Origin of the sequence: Cognataquiflexum rubidum, assembly GCF_022538115.1 — a bacterium.
Lineage (GTDB): Bacteria > Bacteroidota > Bacteroidia > Cytophagales > Cyclobacteriaceae > Cognataquiflexum > Cognataquiflexum rubidum.
Genome location: NZ_JAKZAL010000003.1, coordinates 40055 through 63769, shown reverse-complemented (window position 1 = coordinate 63769; position 23715 = coordinate 40055). Strand labels below are relative to the sequence as shown.

At 43.5% G+C, this 23715-nt stretch carries 16 protein-coding genes; all 16 read left to right on the top strand.

The window, feature by feature from the left end; all coding sequences use genetic code 11:
* Positions 1-72 precede the first annotated feature (72 nt).
* The 16 genes from MMU05_RS04465 to MMU05_RS04390 all read left to right on the top strand — a co-directional run bounded on the left by MMU05_RS04465 (position 73) and on the right by MMU05_RS04390 (position 23444).
* Entirely contained in the window at positions 73-858 is a 786-nt protein-coding gene (locus tag MMU05_RS04465) for an enoyl-CoA hydratase/isomerase family protein (protein WP_241140473.1), read from the top strand.
* Positions 859-879: 21 nt separating this feature from the next.
* Complete coding sequence (locus MMU05_RS04460) at positions 880-2403, top strand: lipopolysaccharide biosynthesis protein (protein WP_241140472.1); 1524 nt, start codon at positions 880-882, stop codon at positions 2401-2403.
* Positions 2400-2834, top strand: coding sequence for a dUTP diphosphatase (gene dut, locus MMU05_RS04455; RefSeq protein ID WP_241140471.1), 435 nt, complete (start codon positions 2400-2402; stop codon positions 2832-2834). The genes MMU05_RS04460 and dut overlap by 4 nt, the downstream gene beginning before the upstream one ends.
* Before the next feature lie 203 nt (positions 2835-3037).
* Positions 3038-4768, top strand: a complete 1731-nt coding sequence (locus MMU05_RS04450) for a tetratricopeptide repeat protein (protein WP_241140470.1) — start codon at positions 3038-3040, stop codon at positions 4766-4768.
* Positions 4761-5498 (top strand): lipoprotein insertase outer membrane protein LolB1, encoded by a 738-nt coding sequence (lolB1, locus tag MMU05_RS04445; protein WP_241140469.1) that lies wholly within the window; start codon positions 4761-4763, stop codon positions 5496-5498. Before MMU05_RS04450 ends, lolB1 begins: the two co-directional genes overlap by 8 nt.
* A 3-nt stretch (positions 5499-5501) precedes the next feature.
* A complete protein-coding gene (locus tag MMU05_RS04440) occupies positions 5502-6746 on the top strand; it encodes a murein hydrolase activator EnvC family protein (protein WP_241140468.1) in 1245 nt (414 codons plus the stop codon).
* 111 nt (positions 6747-6857) lie between these two features.
* Entirely contained in the window at positions 6858-7061 is a 204-nt protein-coding gene (gene tatA, locus MMU05_RS04435) for a twin-arginine translocase TatA/TatE family subunit (protein WP_113925911.1), read from the top strand.
* Positions 7062-7084: 23 nt separating this feature from the next.
* On the top strand, positions 7085-8515 hold the full coding sequence (gatA, locus tag MMU05_RS04430; RefSeq protein ID WP_241140467.1) for an Asp-tRNA(Asn)/Glu-tRNA(Gln) amidotransferase subunit GatA: 1431 nt from the start codon (positions 7085-7087) through the stop codon (positions 8513-8515).
* 18 nt (positions 8516-8533) lie between these two features.
* On the top strand, positions 8534-9964 hold the full coding sequence (locus tag MMU05_RS04425) for a lytic transglycosylase domain-containing protein (protein ID WP_241140466.1): 1431 nt from the start codon (positions 8534-8536) through the stop codon (positions 9962-9964).
* 101 nt (positions 9965-10065) lie between these two features.
* Positions 10066-11139: a DUF4837 family protein gene (locus MMU05_RS04420; protein ID WP_241140465.1), complete on the top strand. Its 1074-nt coding sequence runs from the start codon at positions 10066-10068 to the stop codon at positions 11137-11139.
* A 22-nt stretch (positions 11140-11161) separates the two neighbouring features.
* A complete protein-coding gene (locus MMU05_RS04415; protein WP_241140464.1) occupies positions 11162-13426 on the top strand; it encodes an NADP-dependent malic enzyme in 2265 nt (754 codons plus the stop codon).
* 3 nt (positions 13427-13429) lie between these two features.
* Positions 13430-14029: a Holliday junction branch migration protein RuvA gene (gene ruvA / locus MMU05_RS04410; protein ID WP_241140463.1), complete on the top strand. Its 600-nt coding sequence runs from the start codon at positions 13430-13432 to the stop codon at positions 14027-14029.
* Between the two features lie 214 nt (positions 14030-14243).
* Complete coding sequence (sov, locus tag MMU05_RS04405; protein WP_241140462.1) at positions 14244-21182, top strand: T9SS outer membrane translocon Sov/SprA; 6939 nt, start codon at positions 14244-14246, stop codon at positions 21180-21182.
* Between the two features lie 55 nt (positions 21183-21237).
* Complete coding sequence (gcvH, locus tag MMU05_RS04400) at positions 21238-21615, top strand: glycine cleavage system protein GcvH (RefSeq protein ID WP_241140461.1); 378 nt, start codon at positions 21238-21240, stop codon at positions 21613-21615.
* Positions 21616-21887: 272 nt separating this feature from the next.
* On the top strand, positions 21888-22562 hold the full coding sequence (locus MMU05_RS04395; RefSeq protein WP_241140460.1) for an energy transducer TonB: 675 nt from the start codon (positions 21888-21890) through the stop codon (positions 22560-22562).
* 219 nt (positions 22563-22781) lie between these two features.
* The gene (locus MMU05_RS04390; protein ID WP_241140459.1) at positions 22782-23444 is read left to right on the top strand and encodes an energy transducer TonB; all 663 of its coding nucleotides are present in this window, start codon (positions 22782-22784) and stop codon (positions 23442-23444) included.
* The last annotated feature ends 271 nt before the right edge of the window (positions 23445-23715 follow it).

Sequence of the window (23715 nt, the reverse complement as noted above, 5' to 3'; positions counted from 1 at the left end):
GTATTTTTCCGGTCAAAGCTTGGGGAATGAATGCCATGCTTGTATATTTGACACCCACATCTACCTTTAATCATGCCTGACAGCAAGAATATTCTCTCTGAAGAAAAACTTGGCGTTCTGTATTTGACTATCAACAGGGAAGCCAAACTGAACGCACTCAACTTTGCTACGTTATCCGAAATCAGGGAAATCTTCACGGAAGTTTCCGACAACAAAGACATCAAGGCAGTCATCATCACAGGTTCGGGCGACAAAGCCTTTATCGCCGGAGCAGATATCAGTGAGATTGCTGATCTGAACGAGTTGAATGCAAGGAAATTTGCAGAGAACGGTCAGGATATTTTTAGCATGATAGAAAATTGCCACAAGCCTGTCATCGCCGTCGTCAATGGTTTTGCTTTGGGTGGTGGATGCGAATTGGCGATGGCCTGTCATATGCGAATAGCGGTAGCCGCTGCCAAATTCGGACAGCCGGAAGTCAATCTGGGAATCATCCCCGGATATGGTGGGACACAAAGACTGACCTACCTGATCGGAAGAGGGAAAGCCAATGAACTCATGATGACCGGAGATATGATCGGAGCGGATGAAGCAAAAGCCCTCGGCCTGGTCAATCATGTCCTTCCTACCAAAGAAGAAGCCATGGCGAAAGCCGAAGAAATTATCAAAAAAATAATGAGTAAAGCGCCTTTGGCCATCGGCATGATCGTGGACTGCGTCAATTCGGTCTTTGTACCCGATGAAGACGGCTATCAAACAGAAGCCAACAGCTTTGCCCGTTGTGTCAAATCAGGTGACTATAAAGAAGGCACTTCTGCTTTTCTCGAAAAAAGAAAACCGGTATTCAAAGGGGCTTAATTCCCCTTTTTCTTTTTCCAGATGAGCCAACTCAAAAAACTTGCAGGACAGACCGCCATTTATGGCATCAGCAGCATCCTTGGCAAGACCATTAATTTTTTGCTTCTACCCATCTACACCACTTATTTAGATAAGGAAGCTTTAGGGTCATTTACAGCAATTTATGCCTTTATCGCCTTCCTGAATATCATTTTTACGTTTGGCATGGAGACGACCTATTTCCGATATGCCACCGGAAAAGGGCTCGATCCACAAAAAGTATTCGCCCAAATCCAATCACTCTTGATCACAACTTCCATTTCGATGGGTGCGATCATCTATTTCAGCGCACCGGCTTTGGCGAGTTGGCTGGGTTACGAAGGTCAGGAATACCTCTTCCGTTGGATGGCGTGGATATTGGCAATAGATGCAGTCTTGGCTTTACCCTATGCGAAGTTGCGGAAGGAAAACAAAGCACTTCCCTTTGCACTGACCAAGCTGGGTAATATTTTGCTGAATGTGGGTTTCAACATTTTCTTCATCGTATTCTGCTTTCATGTTTGGAATGGTGAACTCCTTCCAGGTTTGCAACCATTTATCAATAGCATTTACAATCCAGAATGGGGTGTGGAATATATTCTGCTTGCCAATTTGCTTGCAAATGCGCTAATGATTCCGGTTTTGTTCAGACTCTCCGGGAAATTTACCTTTGGGATGGACAAAGAAATCCTGCAGCCCATGTGGCATTATGCAGTTCCCTTGCTGTTTATGGGCTTGGCGGGTGTGACCAATGAGGTGTTTTCGAGAGGATTGTTTGAATATGTATTGCCCGAAAACTTCTACGAAGGTCTGACCCAAAGAGAAGCAGGAGGTGTGTTTGGGGCCAATTTCCGTTTGGCCATTTTCATGAACCTGATCATTCAGGCATTCAAATACGCTGCCGAACCCTTCTTTTTTAACCAATCCACAGACAAAAACAGCCCTGCTCTATTCGCCAGAGTGATGCATGCTTTTGTGATTTTCTGTTCGCTTTTGATGGTGATGGTTTCCGTCAATTTGGATCTTCTTGGCGGTTTTTTCCTCCGTGGAGAAGGCTACAGCGAAGCGCTATATATCGTCCCGATTTTATTGCTAGGGTACCTTTTCTTGGGGATATATTTCAATCTCAGTATTTGGTTTAAGCTCACCGATCAGACCAAATACAGTTTTTACATCACCGCCCTCGGTGCTGTAGTGACTGTTCTCGTAATGTTCATTTTTGTTCCGATTCTCGGTTATATGGGAGCAGCGCTGAGTACTTTGTTGAGTTACTTGATTATGGCCGTGGTATGTTACTTTTTTGGTCAAAAATATTTCCCGATTCCTTACCAGACAGGAAAGGATTCGTTTTATCTGGTTTTGGCTTTTGGATTGAGTTATCTGGGATTTTTCTTGGAAATAGATCAGGCTGTCCTTCAATTTATTACAAGAAATAGCCTTGTGATTGGTTTTGTTCTCGTAGTTTTGTGGCTTGAAAAAGAGGAACTCCGAAAGTTCTCCAATCCTTTGAAAAAAAGAAAACCATGAAAATCAAGGTAATCAACCAATCCAAACACTCTTTACCGGAATATCAGACTCCTTTGGCTGCAGGTCTTGACCTCAGGGCAAACCTTGATGAACCGGTTTCTTTGGGTCCTTTGGAAAGAAAACTGATTGGGACTGGACTCTTTATCGAGTTGCCTGCGGGCTTTGAGGCTCAGATCAGACCGAGAAGTGGATTGGCATTCAAATACGGGCTTTCGGTGCTCAATACTCCCGGTACAGTTGATGCGGATTACAGGGGTGAGATCAAGGTATTGTTAGTCAATCTTTCGAACGAAACTTTCGTGGTCCAGGATGGAGAGCGGATCGCTCAGATGGTCATCGCCAAGCATGAACAAATCCAATGGGATTCGGTCGACAACCTGTCGGAAACCGAACGTGGCGCAGGTGGATACGGCAGTACCGGCAAGGCCTAAGAAAAATATCAAAAGGGCTTAAAAGCGTAGCCAATAACACAGTTCCAAAATTTGACTCTTATCAAAAAGAACAAAAAGGTACTATGTTTGCGTTAAGTAGATGATTGCTCAGAGCAAAGGAATGAATTCTGCCAATATTCCGCATCACTTCTTCGCAATCGCTGCTTAATCAATAAAATCAAAATCGAAATAAGACCCTCCCTGTGACTATACAGATCAAAAAAATATTGAGTATTTCGCTGTTGCTGCTGATCAGCTTCGGTGCATTTTCCCAAGAAAAACTTTCAAAAAAAGAAAGAAAAAAGCAATTAAATGAAGCCCAAGCTTCCCGACTTTTTATTGATGGTCAGCGTTATTTGATGCAGGAAGACTTTGACAGGGCCTATTTTTATTTTCAGAAAGCAAGAGAATTAAGTCCCGAACAGCCTGCTATCAATTTTAAAATTGCAGAGATCCTGTTGCGGGCCAACCAAGTAGATAAGGCTTTAGAATTTGGGATGAAGGCCGTGGAATTGGATCCTGACAACAAATACTACAACCTGGTCATGGCGGAAGTGTATTCCAAGCAGAACCAACCCAAAAAGGCCGCTGCGATCTTGGAGAAGCTGATGGCAAATACCGACGAAAACCAAAATTACATCCTTGACCTTGCATCCCTGTATCTGGCAGGAAATGAATTTGACAAAGCATTGGAAGCATTGACTGCCGCAGAAGATTACTATGGCCTGGCACCACAAATCACGCTTCAAAAACAAAAGATATTTCTCAGAAAAAATGACCTCAAAAGCGCGATTCAGGAAGGTGAAAAATTGATTGATTCCCAACCGGGCAATTCACTGTATGTCATCAACCTCGTCGAAATACTTTTTAACAATGGAAAAACCGATGAGGCCATTCAGCAAGTAGAAAAATCACTTGCTGCTTATCCCAATCAGCCGGACCTGCAGATGGCGGCCTATGCACTCTACAAGGACAAGGGAGATATAGACAAAGCGGAAGAACTCATAAAATCTGCCTTTGCCAATCCTGATTTGGAAGGGCCGGTAAAAGCACAGGCATTTGCAGGCATACTTCAGGAACCCAAATCCGCGAGAAGGGATGATCTTATTGAAAATCTTTCGGCAAGTATGCTCGCCAATCACCCCAATGACGCAGACATCCTGACGATCTTGGGAGACAAAAAATTATTTGAAGGGGACAGAGAAGGTGCTTTGGAATTGTACCGACAATCTCTTACCATCAATCCCGCAAACGCCCAGGTTTTGCAAGGCGTCATTACGACAATGTTTGAATTGGGGAAAGAGTTTACCGAGATCGAAGAACTGACTTCGACGGCTGTGGGGGAATTTCCCGACAGAGCTGAATTCTGGTTTTTTGACGGGACTGCCAAGCTTGCAGTCAAAAAAGGAGAAGAAGCAGAAACTTCTTTGAATAAAGCGCTTGAAATCAACAATGGCAAAAACCCCCAATTGGATCTTTTGATCAATGGACAGTTGGGAGATGCTTACCATTTGACTGGTAAATCAGAAAAGGCCTTTGAAGCCTATGAGGCCGTATTGAAAGTAAGACCTGATGATGAACATGTCCTTAACAATTATGCTTATTACCTTTCCCTTGCAAAAAAAGACCTTGAAAAGGCCAAATCCATGTCTAGCCAATTGGTCAAAAGATTCCCAAAAAACGCCACCTACCTTGACACCCACGCATGGGTTTTGTTTCAATTAAAAGATTATGAAGGTGCTAAAACTTACATGGAACTGGCATTGAAGTACGAAGAATCTCCAAGCGGAGTGATGTTGGAGCATTATGGCGACATACTATTCCACTTGGGAAACAGCAACGAGGCCATTGCCTATTGGAAAAAAGCTGAGGGTGGCGAAGAGACCTCTGAATTTCTATTGAAAAAAATCAAGGACAAAAAATATTATGATTAAGCCGTCAATCACTTTTTTGATTATTGCGGCAATTTTTCTTGCCGGATGTGCCAAAAAACCCATTCTCTACACCTCAGATGAAATTATGGAGGAGTTTAGCCCTACCATTTTTGAATTTGAGTATATCAGTGCCAAAGGAAGGATTGTGTTGGAGGAAGCAAACGGCAAGGTTACTAAAGGAACCATTAGCCTGAGAGCAAAAAAAGACAGCGTAGTATGGTTTAGCATCACGCCGGGACTGGGTGTGGAAGCTATCCGCGGCATGGTGACGGAAGAAAAAATGCGCATCAAAGACCGTATCAACGGCGAAGATATCAATATCAGTTTTGTGGAAATGTTCGATAGGTATGGCCTAAAATTAGACCTGCCACTGATGCAAAACCTCATTTTTGCCAATGTTCCGCAGGAGTTTAGTTATAGAGACAGGTTGCTCCGGGCTGGCAAATACTTTGAACTTACCCAGATTAGGGATGGCGTCAGGTACCATTCACGTGTCAGTACCACCCATGGTAAAGTGGTAGAGCTTACCAGCAACACTTTGGACGATAAGGGGTCATTTATGGCAAGTTATCCTACCTTTGAGGAAGTCAATGGTCAGCCCTTCCCAAACAAGATGTTGTTGAAACTCTCTTTCAACTCCCCTGAAGGCGTTCAAAACGCCATCATTCATCTGGAGTTTAGCCGGATTGATTACCTGAATGAGGCCGTTTCCTTTCCATTTCATTTTTAAACAATGAAAATTAAAATTGCATTTATCCTGATTTTTATGATCGCTCTTGGATTCCCTTTTGGGGAAGCCATGGCACAGACAAAAAAATCAAGGGAACAATTGGAAAAGGAAAAAGCAGATATTCAAAAGCGACTTTCCGAGTTTGACCAGATCTTGAAGAAAACATCAGAGACAAAAAAAACCTCTGTAGGCCAACTCAACGCCGTCAACAAAAAGCTTCAGGTCAGAATCACTTTTATAAAAACCCTAAGCAACGAAGTCACGCTCATCAATAAAGAAATCAAAGAAACTGAAAGCTCAATCAGTTCCTTGGAATCAGACCTCATAAACCTCAAGGAAGAATATGCAGGCATGGTATATACTTCTTCCAAGTTGAATTCGGGCCTTACGATGACCGCATTTATTTTTAGCTCCACTACTTTCAAGCAATTTTATATGAGGTTGAAATACCTCAAACAATATTCAGACGCGCGAAAAAAGCAGGTAGCTTTGATCACCGAAAAAACGACAGAGCTTGCCTACCAAAAAACCCTTTTGGAAGACAAGAAAAAGGAAAAACAGGTCGTGTTGACCAAAGAACAGGAACAGAAGCAAAAGCTGGACAAAGAAAAAAGGGAACAGCAGGGTATAGTCAACAACCTTTCGAAGCAAGAACAGGATTTGAGAAAAAAAATCGCTGCTGCTAAAAAACAACAAGAAAACCTCAACAGCATGATCAAAAGGATCATTGAGGAAGAAATAAGGTTGGCAGAGGCCAATGCAAAAAAGAAAAACAGTACTGCGACCAAATCTTCCGGTAGCAGTATTCCGTTGACACCGGAGGCGGCAGCCCTTTCGAGTTCATTCGCAGGTAACCGTGGCAAACTGCCATGGCCGGTGGAGACGGGATTTGTCACCAAAAGATACGGAACCCATCCCCACCCGACCTTAAAGGGAATCACAGAAGACAATGACGGAGTGGACATTCAGACCACACCAAATTCCAACGTCAGGGCGGTGTTTGACGGAGAGGTAACCAAAATATTTACCCTTCCGGGATATGGGGGAACCATCGTTGTGAAACATGGCGAATACTACACCATGTACAGCAAGCTGAAAGTGGTATCGGTCAAATCGGGAGACAAAGTAAAGGCCAAGCAAGTACTTGGGCAGGTGTACACCAACAAGGAAGGAGTAGCGGAAGTACACTTTGAAACCTGGAAGGGATTGCAGCCCATGGACCCATCATCTTGGCTAGCGGGTAGATAAAACAATTAAATCGTATATTTATAAAAAAAGCAGGATAAGGGAGCATCTTTCCTTTGTGTAAGAGAGGCACTCTTATATCTTTGTAACATATAAATCTAAAACAATACCATCATGACTACATTGGGTTTCTTGCAAAACATGGGCGGAGGTTCTATTATTTTGATAATAGTCGTTATACTTCTGCTATTTGGAGCCAAAAGAATCCCTGAATTGGCACGAGGACTAGGAAGAGGAATCAGAGAGTTCAAAGATGCCACCAAGGAGATTCAGGACGATCTTGAAGAAGGTCTAAAAGAAAAAAAGAAAAAAGAATAATCAGATTCAAAGAGTAAAGCACCTTGGAAAAATTCCTTTCATTTGACGACATCACCAAGTCGCTTGAAAATAGGGAAACCGATTGTAAAGCGATTGTAAATTATTATCTACAAAATATCCAAACGAAGGCGCATCTCAACGCCTTCGTTGAAGTTTATAAGGATTCCGCATTGGCACAGGCTGCCAAGGTGGATGAGAAAATCGCTTCCGGAAAAGCCGGTAGACTTGCCGGCATGGTGGTCGGTATCAAAGATGTTTTGGTCTACAAAGACCACGAATCCAACGCCTCCAGCAAAATCCTCAAAGGATTCAAATCCCAATTTACCGCAACGGCTGTTCAGCGATTGATAGACGAAGATGCCATTATTATCGGCAGACTCAACTGTGATGAATTCGGAATGGGCAGTTCGAATGAAAATTCCGCCCACGGAAAAGTCCTGAATGCAGCAGATGAAACACGGGTTCCCGGCGGTTCATCCGGCGGTTCTGCAGTGGCTGTTCAAGCCAACCTATGTACCGTTTCATTGGGAACAGACACAGGAGGTTCCGTCAGACAACCGGCAGCATTTACCGGACTTGTCGGCATCAAACCTACCTATTCCAGAGTTTCGCGTTGGGGCTTGATAGCCTATGCCTCTTCTTTTGATACGATTGGGGTACTTTCTCACAATGTCCGGGACAATGCACTCGTCATGGAAATCATGGCGGGGACTGACAGTTTTGACAGCACTGCCTCCAAGAAGCCTGTCCCCCACTATTCTGAACTTTTACATTTTGGGAAAAGGGCAAAAATTGCCTTCATCACCGAGACGATCGAATCAGAAGCCCTTCAGCCTGAGATCAAAGCAAATACACTTGCGGTTTTGAAAAAATTAAAGGATGAAGGACATCAGGTGGAAGAAGTACACTTTCCATTATTAAAATATACCCTTCCCACTTATTATATCCTGACTACTGCCGAGGCAAGCTCAAACTTATCCAGATTTGACGGGGTAAAATACGGCCACAGAAGTCCCAATGCCCATAATCTGGAGAGCATGTACAAACTGACGAGGTCAGAAGGATTTGGAGATGAGGTAAAAAGGAGAATCATGTTAGGGACTTTTGTGCTCAGCGCAAGCTATTATGATGCTTATTTCACCAAAGCTCAGAAGGTCAGGAGATTAATAAAAGAATATACTGAAGAGGTTTTAAATAAATTTGATTATATTATTATGCCAACTACGCCATCAACGGCGTTTAAGTTTGGAGAACATAGCAATGACCCTGTTGCCATGTACTTGGAAGATTTATTCACTGTGCAGGCTTCCGTCTCAGGAGTGCCGGCACTTTCCCTTCCGAATGGTACAGACAGTAAGGGTTTACCTATCGGTATCCAGATCATGGCAAATTCATTCAAAGAGGCTGAATTATACGCTTTTGGCAATTATCTGATGGAACTTAATAGTAATTAACTCAAAATTACCCGCCCAATGAAAAATCTATCTATCTCCTTAATGCCCACTTTTCTACTTATTTTTCTTTTTCAACACCTCGTTTCCGGTCAGGAATTATTCGGGATCAATAATGCGACAATAGAGGAAGAGACTATTGTTCCAATTTACCATTTCGAACATATTCCTGATTTCACTTACAATGAGGTTGCGAAAAAAATAAGCGCAATGGAAACGGATATGCCTTTTGAATTGAATGAAAGGATTTTCTCCTTTATCAACTACTTTGTAGTCAGAAATCGGGAATACACCAAAATGGTTATCCAAAGAAAAGACATCTATTTCCCGATGTTTGAGGAAGCTCTTTTGGACCACGACATGCCTGAGGATATCAAATTCCTCTCTATTATCGAGTCCGGACTCAATCCCAAAGCAAAATCCCGCGTTGGCGCGTTGGGATTGTGGCAGTTTATGCCCGCCACAGGCAAAAGTTACGGATTGGATTACAACAATGACGTAGACCTGCGAATGGATCCGGAATTGTCTTCAGATGCTGCAGCCAAATACCTTAAAGCACTTTACAGGATGTTTGGCGATTGGGAATTGGCCTTGGCAGCTTACAACTGTGGCCCCGGCAATGTCAGGAAAGCAATCAGAAGATCAGGAGGGAAAAAGACTTTTTGGGGAGTTTATGATTTCCTCCCAAAAGAAACCAGAAGTTATGTGCCCCAGTTTCAAGCCATGATGTATGTCATGAGATACGCTGAGGACCATAATCTGATCCTCGAACAACCCACCTACCCCATCGCTTACGAGAAGATCAGGTTCAACCAAGAATTGGACTTGGAGCAGCTTGCGGCGGTTTCAGGGATCTGCATTGAAGATTTGGAACACCTTAATCCCGCTGTCCAAAACCGGATGATTCCTGCATCAAACCAATCCATGGCTGTCAATGTGCCAAAATCAAAGGCAGTGTTCATTACGGAAAACAAAGAACAGTTTGCTGATGCAGTCAAATTGACTTCCGAAAAATCTGTAGCTCTCAGAGCAAATGCTATCACCACCACGAATACACCCAAGCCTGCTGTTGTGGCAGCCACAACAAACAAAGCCCCTGCAAACCAAAACAAAATCACCTATGTGGTGAAGTCAGGTGACGTACTCGGATCCATTGCTCAAAAGCATGGTACAACTGTCACCAACATTAAAAACTGGAACAACCTCCCGTCAAATACCATCAAAGTGGGCCAAAAACTAGCCATTTACAAAAAAGAAAGTTCCTTCGACTCCAACCTTGCCAACGTCGCCTCCTCACCCGCCCAAACACCCCAATTTTATACAGTACAACCAGGTGATTCACTTTGGATCATTTCGAAGAAATTCAATGGAATAACCATTGATCAGATCAAAAAACTCAACAACCTCAATTCAAATCAAATCAAACCTGGCCAAAAATTGAAAATTGGTTAACCTATTTGATTAGTAAAATTTTTTCATGGCAATTCTTATTCCTAAATTGTAGCTGTTATAAAAAATATATTATGGGAAATTTAAAAACAACAACCTTATCAATGATAATCATCATTGCTTCCTTTGCTTTTTGGGGCTGTGAGGAAGGCGAAGGATCCTCTTCCACCAAGCCTAAGGCAAGGGGGGCAATCGGGGAAATCATTTTAGCGATTGATTCAGTGAAGTGGGACGGTCCAGTAGGTGATGCCATCAGGGATGTTTTTGAGGGTGATGTCCCAGGTTTGATCAGGGGTGAAAGTATGTTTGATGTGAGAAAGGTGGATCCAAGAGCAATGTCAAGACTGTTTAGAGGCTCTACAAACATCATATATGTTACCACCTTTGATGACAGAAACAGCGGAAGTCAAAATATCAACGCTATTTTCACCAAAGAAGCCAAAGAAAAAGCCGCCAATGATCCAAGTCTTTATTTGTTAAGAAATGAAGATGAGTTTGCCCAAGGGCAAGAAGTAATTTACCTTTTCGGAAACAATGATGAAGAATTAATCGCCAACCTGAGGAAAAACAAAACAAAACTTCAGAACTTGTTCCAAGTGAGAGAAAGGGAGAGACTGGAAAAACTATTGATGGCCAGGAAAAGCTCTGAAGCCAATGCAATGTCGGAAAAATTGGGTTTGGACATCAATGTTCCTGCATCTTATCAAGTGGTGAAATCTGAGGATGATTTTTTGTGGCTGAGACAGCCTACCCCTACCACGCAAAGACCCGATATCAGCCTGTTTTTCTATGCGACAGACTATACTTCTGAACTTCAGGTTTTCCCGGACTCTCTCATCGCATTGAGGGATAAAATCGCCAAAAAACACATTTACGGCGATCCCAATAACCAAAATTCCTATCTCATCATTGAAAAAGTGGACCCATCTCCTATTTTCAAAAATTTTCTGATCAATGATAATTACAGCATTGAAATACGGGGAGGATGGAAAACCAATAACCTGAGTATGGGCGGATCTTTTTTGGCGTATGTGATAGTGGATGCAAAAAAGGGCAAACTTTACTACATGGAGGGATTTGTCTATTATCCCAATGAAGCACATCGTGAATCAATCCGAGAAATAGAAACAATATTATTGGCCACTGACCTTCTTGCTGAAAAAGAACAGGCGAGCTGATACATTTTAACAATAAACCTTTATGGCTATTAAAATCAGAAAACAAGACGCTCTCAATTACCATTCACAGGGGAAACCCGGAAAAATCGAAGTAGTACCCACCAAGCCACTTTCAAGCCAGTTGGATCTGGCACTTGCTTATTCGCCGGGAGTGGCAGAACCTTGCTTGGAAATAGCCGATAACAAAGAAAATGTTTATAAATATACTGCCAAAGGAAACTTGGTCGCTGTCATTTCCAACGGTACGGCAGTACTTGGATTAGGAAATATAGGACCTGAAGCATCCAAACCTGTGATGGAAGGAAAAGGTGTCCTTTTCAAAAAATTTGCAGGAATAGATGTTTTTGATATCGAGATCGCAGAAACTGATCCTGAAAAACTAATCCACATCATCAAATCCCTCGAGCCTACTTTCGGCGGTGTCAATCTCGAAGACATCAAAGCTCCTGAGTGTTTTGTAATCGAACAGACCCTTAAAAGGGAAATGAATATCCCGGTCATGCATGATGACCAACACGGAACAGCCATTATTTCCGGTGCGGCATTGTTGAATGCCCTGGAAGTAGTGGGCAAGAAAATCGAAGAAATTCAATTGGTAGTAAATGGGGCAGGTGCTTCGGCTATTGCTTGTACCAGATTTTATAAGGCATTGGGTGTAAAACCTGAGAATATCATCATGTGTGATAGAAAAGGACCCATCAGAAAAGACAATCCGGATTTGAATGAAACAAAAAAGGAATTTGCCACATCCCGTGATCTGCATACACTGACAGAGGCGATGACGGGTGCAGATGTTTTTCTGGGTTTGTCATCAGCCAATTCTGTACATCCAGAGCAAATCCTGCTCATGGCAAAACATCCCATTGTTTTTGCTTTGGCCAATCCAGATCCCGAGATTGCTTACGACCTTGCGATGGCCACGCGCGACGATATTATCATGGCAACAGGAAGATCCGATTATCCCAATCAGGTGAATAACGTCCTTGGTTTTCCATATATTTTCCGTGGGGCACTCGACGTGAGGGCTACTTCGATCAATGAAGAAATGAAACTTGCTGCCTCAATGGCAATTGCCGCTTTGGCCAAAGAATCCGTTCCTGATATCGTGAATAGGGCCTACGGCGACAATAAAATTACTTTTGGCAAAACCTACTTGATTCCAAAGCCATTGGATCCAAGGTTGATCACCACCATCGCTCCGGCCGTAGCCAAAGCAGCCATGGATTCAGGAGTCGCCAAAACGCTGATCACAGATTGGGAAGCATATAATCTTGAACTCCAAGAAAGAATTGGTATTGACCAAAGACTCATGCTCAGAGTAGTGACTAGAGCGAAGAAAAACCCAAAACGAGTGGTATTTGCAGAGGCCGACAACGTCAAAATCCTCAAAGCTTCCCAGCTTTTGAGAGACGAGCGCGTCGCTATTCCCATTTTATTGGGAAATAAAGAAAAAATCGACTCGCTCATTGAGGAACATAATTTGGATCTGACAGGCGTGACCATCATCGATCCTTATATGGACGAAGAAAAACTCAAGCTTTTTGGAAATATCCTTTACGAAAAAAGAAAGAGAAAAGGTCTGACTCCAGCAGAATGTATCCGCCTGATGAAAGACCGAAATTATTACGGTGCCATGATGGTCGAGCTCGGTGAAGCCGATGCCTTGATTTCAGGTCTGACCAAAGATTACCCAAAAACCATCCTTCCTGCCTTGCAGGTAATCGGTGTCAAACCGGATGTCAACAGGGTAGCGGGAATGTACATCATGAATACCTCCAAAGGGCCATTCTTCTTCTCGGATACCACGGTCAATGTAAACCCCACCGCCGAGCAATTGGTGGAAATAGTAGGATTGACCGCAAGTGGCGTCAGGTTTTTCAACATTGAGCCAAAAGTCGCCATGCTTTCCTATTCAAATTTCGGTTCGGCAAAAGGTGACGTGGCCTCCAAAACTTCCATTGCGACGGCTATGGCCAAAGCAAGGTATCCGGAGCTTGTTATCGAAGGGGAAATGCAGGCCAACGTTGCCGTGAATGAAGAAATCCAAAAAGAAACCTATCCCTTCAGCTCATTGATTGGACACAAAGTAAACACCCTGATCTTCCCTGACTTGAGCTCAGGCAACATCGCCTATAAGTTGCTTTCGGAACTTGGAAATGCGGAAGCAATCGGTCCGGTCCTGTTGGGTATGAACAAACCTGTTCATATATTACAGCTTGGAAGTTCTATCAGGGATATTATCAACATGGTAGCTATCGCTGTGGTAGATGCCCAAACCAAGGATTAAAGCATGATTGCATATCTAAAAGGGAAGCTGACTTATAAAGACCCCACATTTGTCATAGTCGATATTTCCGGAGTAGGCTATCAGGTCAGGATTTCACTTCAGACCTATTCAAATATCAAAGATGAGGAGCAAATTATGCTCCTCACTTATTTAAGTATCAAAGAAGATGGCCATACCCTCTACGGATTCAGCCATGATTCTGAGAAAAAACTGTTCTTGAACCTCATTTCGATTTCGGGGGTCGGCCCCAATACCGCCTTGATGATCTTATCATCTTTGACTTCAGAAGAACTCGAAAGTGCCATTGTCAATGAGGATGCACGCACCATCCAAAATGTCAAAGGTGTGGGGACGAAAACAGCCCAGAGAATAATCCTGGAATTGAAGGACAAGATCAAAAAAGAATCATTTGGAGACGCGATCATTCCGACGACCTCCTTTTCAAAAACCAACAATAAAACAAAAGAAGAGGCGTTACAAGCCTTGCTGACATTAGGGTTTACCAAGGCGGTTGCAGAAAAAAACATCGCAACAGTTTTGAAAAAAACCGGTCCGGAAATTTCTTTGGAAGAATTAATTAAAGCATCTTTAAAAAACCCGTAATCATCACAAACCCGACTGCCTTTTGTATCCGCAATTTTTTTCAAAAAAAAGCGCAACACCCCTTTTGAAACCAATAGGTCTTCTGATTCTGGTCTATTGTTTATTGTTTTTTGGAAATATACAAGCACAGGAAACAACAACCGACAGCATTCAAAGCAGAATTGATTCTTTGAATAAAAGGAGAATGCTCCCTTCATTTTTGCTTTGGCAAAATATGAGGACAAATCCCCTATATCCATCCCAGAACCGTTATCTGCCAAAGTACTCCCCTTTTTACCAGATGAATCCGATCCAACCCAATATTCAGGTGGAAATGGATTCTATCCCAAGATATAGGATTCAAGATCAGATGGATTCTACGGACACAGAACCCGGAGAGTTATATGATTTTGATGAATTTTCAAAAATTCAGGAATTTAGGGTCAGACAGGAATATTGGAGAAGCAGGTCCAAAGGACTTGACGGCGAAAGTCCCGTCAGCGGCAGAAATCTGATTCCGCCCATTACCACAAGCCCTAGTCTTGACAGGATTTTTGGCGGGAGTGACATCAATATCACCCCGACAGGTTTTGTGGACTTGGATTTGGGTGCGATTTTCAGGAGAATAGACAACCCCTCCATTCCCGTCAGACAGCAACAAAACGGGAATTTCAACTTCAACCAGCAGATCCAAATGGCCGTCAACGGTACTTTGGGCCAAAAGTTAAAGATCGGAGCCAACTTCGATTCCAACAACTCCTTTGATTTCCAAAACCAACTTAAGGCAGAATACACCGGATTCGAAGAAGACATCATCAAATCCATCGAAATCGGAAATGTAAGCATGCCTGTTCAAAACAGCCTGATTCAAGGAGCCCAGAATCTATTCGGTGTCAAAACACAGCTTCAATTTGGAAAATTATTCGTCACCGGTGTTGCCTCCACCCAACGGGGCAGACGGGATGAACTTGTCATAGAAGCAGGGGGACAGGGAAGACAATTTGAAGTGCAGGGATCCTCTTATGATGAAAACCGCCACTTTTTCTTGGCACACTTCTTCAGGGACAATTATGAACAATGGCTGAGAGGTCTGCCACAGATTCTATCAGGGCTCAACATTACCAGGGTGGAGGTTTACATCATGAACCGGGCCCAAAACACGGAAACCCTTCGAAATTTTACGGCTTTCATCGATCTCGCTGAAGGCTCGAGGATTTACAAACCTGAAAACCCAAACATTGGAACCGGCAACCCCGGCGCGCCGGCATTCAACCAAGCCAACTTGCTTTTTGATAAGCTCAACGGAAACCCAGCTTTCAGACCATTCGATACAGGTTCGGGCGCCATCGAATCCAACTTGGGTCTTACGAGGGGAATAGATTTTGAGCAGGTCAACGGTGCCAGGAAACTTGCCCCGACAGAATACCAGTTCAACCGCGAACTTGGCTACATTTCACTTTCCAGAAGGCTTCAAAACGATGAAGTCTTGGCGGTTTCTTATGAATATACCTACAACGGACAGGTCTATAAGGTCGGTGAATTGTCAGAAGATTATCAAAACCGACCCATCAGCGACCTCATTTTCCTAAAAATGCTGAGGCCCGCAAGGATCAACATCAAGATACCGACTTGGGATCTGATGATGAAAAACATCTATAACCTGAATGCCAACCAAATCCAGCAGGAAGGTTTTCAACTTCAGGTGATCTATCGGGATGACAGGACAGGACTTGATAACCCGACGCTATTGGAAGGTGAAAATGTGAAAAACAGACCCCTGATCCGGCTGACAGGCTTGGACAACCTCAACCCCCAAAATGACCCTGCACCTGACGGCAACTTTGACTTTATTCCCGGGATTACCATTTTTCCTGAACGGGGCCTTTTGGTGTTTCCTGTTTTGGAACCATTTGGAAAGACACTTCGCAGTCAGTTTTTACCAAATGAAGCCAACCTAGCCAATAAATATGTTTTTGACACCCTTTACCGTACTACCCTTGCAGATGCAGAACTGGTCACCAGATATGACAAGTTTTTTATCAAAGGAAGACTCACGGCGGGTTCAGCCTCAGAAATACTTTTGCCTGGATTGAACATATCACCCGGTTCGGTGATCGTGATGGCGGGAAATATCCCTTTGGCAGAAGGGGTGGATTTTACAGTTGATTATAATTTTGGACGCGTCAATATCATCAATGAAGGGATCCTGCAATCCGGAAAAAGGATCTCTATCAGTTTTGAAAAAGCAGATTTGGTTTCGTTTCAGACACGGAGTTTGTTGGGAACGAGGCTTGACTATATCCTCAATGACAAATTCAATATCGGAGGTACTTTCTTGTATCTGAATGAGCGTCCGAATATCACGAGGATTGCCATTGGGAATGAAACACTCAGGAACAGTATGTGGGGCTTGGACGCCAACTTCAGCGATGAATCCCGCTTTTTGACCAAATTGGCAGATGCCCTTCCCTTTACCGATACCAAGGAAAAATCTTTGATTCAGGTCAGTGGGGAATTTGCGCAGCTTCTCCCGGGTACTTCCAACCAGGTTTTGGGCGAACCTACCAACTACATCGATGACTTCGAAACAGCCATTACCCCTTACGGTCTTGGCGGATCGGCTGCACAGACCTGGCACCTGGCAGCGACCCCAAAAACCGATAACAATCTATTTGACTTGAGCCCCATCACTGCCGACAGATTGGGCAATGCCTATCGCAGGGCAAAAGTAGCTTGGTACAATATTGACAATATTTTCTATAGAGAAGGGGGCGCGGATGTACCTGCCAATATCAACCAAGAGGACCGCATCAACCATTATGTCCGAAGGGTATTGCCACAGGAAATCTTCCAAAACAGGGACAGGGATGTCATTGTGGTACCTGAACCACTTTTTGAACTTGCCTATTTCCCAAGTGAAAGAGGAATGTACAATTACAATCCCAACCTGACAACTGAAGGATTCCTTCCAAATCCAAGACAGAATTATGGCGGTGTTACCAGACCGATTACGACTGAAGTCGATTTTGACAGAACCAATATTGAGTTCTTGGAATTCTGGATGCTTGATCCATTTATTGAAGGGGAAAACGGACGGGTTTTGGACGGGAAATTCAACCAAAACAACACTACCGGTGGAAAATTGATATTCAACCTAGGGGAGGTATCGGAAGATGTCATCAAAGACGGACGTCATGGTTTTGAGAATGGCCTCCCTGCAGACGGAAATCCGGATAATGCCAATGTCACCGAATGGGGTAAAATCACCCAACAGCAATTCCTGATTCCCGCTTTTGATAATTCACCCGAATCCAGGGTGAACCAAGACGTGGGTATGGACGGATTAAGGAATGAAGAAGAAGAGGAATTTTTCAGAAGCCGGTTTATAGACAGGTTAAACGTAAGTCCACCTGCATTGCAGACGATCAAAAATGACCCTTCGGCTGATAATTTCCAATACTATTTAGGTCCCGAACTTGACAATAACAATATCAAAATCCTGGAAAGGTATAAGAAATTCAACGGCATGGATGGGAATACCCCCATTTCCAATAACAGCAACTTGTCATTTGTACCTGCAGGGTCCAACCTTCCGGACAATGAAGACCTGAATAATGACAACACCGTCAATGAACTGGAAGCCTACTACGAATATGAAATTGACCTCAGACCAGGGGAAATGGAAGTGGGCAAAAACTACATTGTAGACAAAGTCACCTCCAGCCAAAGCGGCGACCGGGTCGATTGGTATTTATTCAGAATTCCGGTAAGGACTCCCGATAGGGTTCAGGGAGACATCTCCGGCTTCAAGTCCATCAGGTATATGAGAACTTACCTGACAGATTTTGAGCAACCTGTAGTCCTCCGGATGGCAAACTTCCGCTTGGTAGCAAGTCAATGGCGGGTATTTTTGGAATCTTTGTATGAAAGGGGATTCTTTGAAGTGCCCGAACCTGACAATTCCAACTTCAGTGTCGATGTGGTCAATATTGAAGACAACGGACAGGGAAGCGCCACCCAAAGTCCCTATGTTTTGCCCCCGGGCATTGTCAGGGACCGGGACAACCTCGCTTCTGTAGAAAGGGTTTTGAACGAGCAATCCATCCGACTTTGCGTGGAAGACCTTCAGGCAAAAGATGCCCGTGCTGTTTTCAAAAATGCGAACTCATTGAACATGGTGCAGTTTGAGCGGATGAAAATGTTTATCCACGCCGACAGTGAAGATGCCCAGGATGGTGAATTGACTGCCTTTTTGAGATTGGGTACAGATTACACAGACAACTATTACGAAATCGAAGTTCCCCTCAATATCACTCCAAAAGGCACCAGAGATCCACTCCAGATCTGGCCCCAAGAGAATGAAATCGATATTGCCATCAATGAGATCGTGGGAGTCAAAATAGAAAGGGATAACAACAGGGTTCCTTTAAATCTTGCCTTTTCCCAAAACATCAGGCAATACAAAGTGACAGTCGTGGGACGGCCTGAATTAAATCTGATTCAGGGCTTGATGATAGGAATCAGGAATCCCGGAACCGGAAGCGGTGCTTCCAAGTCCATTTGTATTTGGGCAAATGAATTGAGGCTGACCGGATACAAGCAATCTACCGGTTGGGCTGCCAATGCCAGACTCAATGCCCAGATTGCCGATGTAGCCACCATATCGACCTCAGTGAGGCATAATACTTTTGGCTTTGGTGGCTTAGAGACCAGACTGTCTCAGAGAGCGGTAACTTCCGCCACACAATATGATGTGTCCGCCAATGTCAACCTCCACAAAATCCTACCGGAAGGATTGAATGTATCCATCCCGATGTATATCAGTTTCGAAAATGCGATCACCAAACCTCAGTTTGACCCACTAAACCCAGACGTACTCTTTGACCTTGCCCTGCAAAAATTCCAGAACGAATCCGAGAGGCAGATTTACACAGACCAGGTTTTGGATCAAATGACCCGAAGAAACATCGGATTCACCAACGTACGGAAAAATAAAAATCCCAATCAGGAAAAAACCCGCGTCTACGACCTGAGTAACTTCTCTTTTTCTTATGCGCATGGTTCGGTAAGACAGAGCAACATCAATACAGAAAGCTACCTTTTTGAAACCTACCTGGGGAATATTGCCTATGTGTACCAGCCAAAACCTGTTGTCCTAGAGCCATTCAAAAATTCATCTTGGGCAGGTGGCGAGAAATTCAGCCTCATCAGGGACATGAATTTCAATTTTGTCCCGACTTCCTTTGCAGCCAGAGTAGACGTCGACAGACGGTTTTTGCGTACCCAATACAGGAACGACCAACTGACTATCGATGGGGTGGATCCATTCTTCCAAAAAAGTTTCTTCATCAACCGTACCTATAACCTCAATTGGGACCTCACCAAAAACCTGCGGGTAGATTACCTCAGCAGGGTATTGGCAGTAGTCGACGAGCCTGATGGAGATATCGATTCTGAAACCAAGAGAGATTCTCTGCGAAACAACATCCGAAACTTTGGCAGAACAACCAATTACAACCACCAGGTCAATGTCAATTACAAATTGCCTTTGGATAAAATCGGTGCTTTGGATTGGATAGGAATGGATTACAAATATGCCGCCACTTATTCATGGCTGACCGGTGCCATCGGACAGCGGGATACCTTGGGAAATGTCATCCAAAACACCAGAGACAGATCTATTGTGGGTAAACTTGATTTTGTCAAACTGTATAATAAAAGTGCCAAATACAGGGCATTGAATGCTCCCAAGCGGCCAAGTATTCCCGGGAGAACAACAGTAAGTGCCGAAGATACCATTGGTACGCCTTTCACCAGAAAGACGATTCAGTTCCTCACCATGATCAAGGATATCAACTTTAGGTATTCAGTGGTGGAAGGGACATTTTTGCCGGGATTTATGCCGGAGACCGGCTTATTGGGATTAGACAGAAGCTTTATGAATCCGGGTTTTGGATTTATTTTTGGAAGTCAGGACCCGAATATCCGCTTGAGTCTTGCGGAGCAAAACCTAATGGCTCCAAGTACACAAATGACCCAGTTGTTTAGACAAAACCAGACCAAAAATCTTCAGATTACCGGCTTGGTAGTGCCGTTCAAAGATTTCAACATCACCTTGGATGCCAAGAAAAGGGAAACAGGAGACTATACCGAAATTTTCAGAAACTCACCGGATAATCCGGGACAATTCGGTTCTCTGAGTCCAAACAGATCAGGAGCATACAGCATCACGTATTCGATTATCAAAACCACTTTAGCAAGGGACGACCAAAACAACAACTCTCCCCTCTTTACTGATTTTGAACAAAACAGAAATATCATCCAGTCCAGACTCAATGCACTGAATCCCGGCGGAGAGTATTCAATCAATGGTCAGGATGTCTTGACCCTGTCATTCCTTTCAGCCTACTCCGGAAGGGATCCCAATACAATCGATCTGAATCCATTCCCCAAAATCCCGATTCCAAACTGGAGGGTTGATTACAAAGGTCTGAGTCAGGTACCTGCTCTGAAGGAATATTTCTCCAGCATCAGCCTGACCCATGCCTATACCTCCTCTTACGATGTGAGCAATTTTTCAAACTCACTCTTGTATAACAAAGGATTGGAACTCTACAACAGCATCAGGAATATCCCGGGAGCAAACCTCACCAACGAGTTTGGTGAATATATCCCCATTTTTATATTGAATCAGGTGGTCCTCTCCGAGCGGTTTGCTCCGCTGATAGGTGTGAACCTCCTGACGAAAGACCGTCTCAATATCGTCATGGAATACAATTCCGAGAGGAATCTTGGATTGAATTTCTCGAATGCCCAAGTCACAGAACAGACCAGCCGGGATTTTGGATTTGATTTGGGATACACCAAAGCAGGAGTAAAAATTCCTTTCAAGATCAAAGGAAGACAGGAGATTTTGGAAAATGACTTACAATTTAGATTGAGTACCAAAGTCGTGGACACAAGACAGGTTCAGCGAAAAATCGAAGGAGAAAGCACGGTCACCAATGGAAACCTGAATATCCAGATCAGACCGACCATTGGGTATATTGTGAGCAAAAGTCTGAATATTACCCTCTACTTTGACAGAACCATCAACGACCCAAGAGTCACTACTGCCTTCCGTAGAAGCTCTACAGCCTTTGGCGGACAATTACGATTTAATTTAGCACAATAGGTTTTTACATTTGTCGAAACCTTGTATTTTTGGACACTTTAAAATTAAAACCGATATGAATTTTCCAAAGGAGCTCAAGTACACAAAAGACCACGAATGGGTCAGAATTGAAAATGACATTGCTGTCATCGGCATTACAGAATTTGCACAAAGGGAACTCGGGGACATCGTGTACGTCGAAGTGGAAACAGTCGGTGAAACCATCGCAGCAGGTGAAGTTTTTGGTACTGTCGAAGCTGTGAAAACTGTATCAGATCTTTTTATGCCTTTGGAAGGTGAAATCATCGAATTCAACGAAGAGTTGGAATCTTCCCCTGAGTTGGTAAATGATTCCCCATACGAATCAGGATGGATGATCAAGGTGAGATTCTCAGGTGAAGCTCCATCGGACCTATTGTCTTTTGAAGAATATTCCGAACTCGTAGGCGCATAATTCCCATAAAGTAGTTTGGAGCATAGCCATTTTACTTATTGGTTTTGATACAGTCAATGCCGGTCAAAATAAAATAAACCAATGCTTAATCTGCTTATAAAACAATGCATCCAAATTTTAATTCGCGCCTCAGCAAATTGGAGAAATAATTAGGCTAATTGGTCCAATAATTTTATGCAAGGCAATCTGAACTCTTGTAATAATTAAAATAAATGGCTAAAATTGTTATCTCTTTAATTGTAAAAAATTATTAACCTTATAAATCAACAACCATGGAAGCTAAAAAGACGCCAGAAGCGGATTTATCCAAAAAATCAGGAATGTTCCTGAATCTTGGATTAGCCATTAGCGTCGGGTTATGCCTATTTGCTTTTGAATACAAATCCTACGACGATAGGAATTTGAAAGATCTGGGTAGCGTGACCGATGAATTTGAAGAACTGTTGGATATTCCGATTACAGAACAGCCACCACCGCCACCACCACCGATCGAGCAGCCTGTCATCCAGGAGATACCTGATGAAGTGGAAATCGAGGAAAAAATAGAAGTTAACTTCGACGTTGACGTACAGGAAGAAACAGTGATCAAAGAAGTAGTCATTGCAGATGCTCCTGTAGTGGAGAAGGCTGACGAGATTTTTGACGTGGTTGAAAATTCCCCGGAATTTCCAGGGGGTATGGAAGCATGGAATCAATACCTCAGTAAAAACCTGAAATACCCTACCCAAGCAAGAAGGATGGGTATAGAAGGAACAGTATATGTGGTATTCGTTGTGAATACCGACGGATCTGTACAGGACGTTGAACTTCTCCGAGGTATCGGTGGAGGTTGTGACGAAGAAGCGCTAAGAGTTGTCTCAGGAGCTCCAAAATGGTCTCCGGGCAAGCAAAGAGGTCGCCCGGTAAGGGTTAGGATGAGACTTCCGATAAGATTCAAACTTGGATAAAATACATAAGGGGCCGCAAGCCCCTTATTTTTTTGTATTGACGCCCTCTTGCCGGTATCCAAATTAAACTTGGATTGAAGTCCAATTGCAGCGGCAGTGGACTGTCGTCCGTCGACTGTGGTCGATTTTTTTTAACATCTTTTAATATTGTAAAATTAGTTAAATTGACGGATTAGTGGTCAACTCTTTTTAAATTCATGGACACCAAAATATAAGACCATGGAAACCAAGAAAAACCCTTCTTCAGATCTTGACCAAAAAAGAGGTTATTTCCTCAATATTGGTCTTTGTATCAGTTTGTCTTTGCTGCTGTTTGCTTTTGAATGGAAAACAGAAATAATGCACCACAGGATTATTGATGAGTCCGATATTCTTTTTGGGGAAGAAAATATCCCGGAAGTGCCCCTCACTTTCCAAACCCCACCTCCACCAAAAATCATCAATCCCGTCATCGAAATCGTCCCTGATAATATTGACATTCCAGACGGCGACATCGTCATCGACTTGGGCACCGAAGCTACTCCCGATATTGTATTGGAGGGACCACCTGTGGTGGAACCGGCAGATGTCTTGCTTGACTTTTCGGAAGTGATGCCCCAACCTGCGGGAGGCATGGAATCATGGAACGCATACTTATCCAAAAACATGAAATACCCGACTCAGGCAAGACGCATGGGAGTCGAAGGGACGGTCTATGTGTCTTTTGTAGTAAACAAATACGGCAAAATTGAAGACGTAGAGGTAATCAGAGGAATCGGGGCAGGTTGTGATGAGGAAGCCATCAGGGTAATCCAAGAAGCCGAGAATTGGATTCCCGGACGGAATGGCGGATTGCCAGTAAAAGTCAAAATGCGGGTTCCGATCCGATTCAGGTTACAATAAAAAAAGGGCCAAAAGGCCCTTTTTTTATTTGGATATGCCTGTTCGGTTTTCTTTTTTTCCATAAAAAGACTTGAAACAACACTCAAGGGAAAGAAAGCCCAAAAAGGGGCAGAGGGTAGACCAGCAGCCCCGAAGCGGGCTGAATATTAATAACCCCGGGCAAGGTGCTTCTCCAATTTAATTTCTTTCTTCTGAACTTCATGCAACGCCACCCGGGGACAAAATGGCGGTGACTTGGGTATTTCGGTTACGAATCCCATAAGAATGAGAA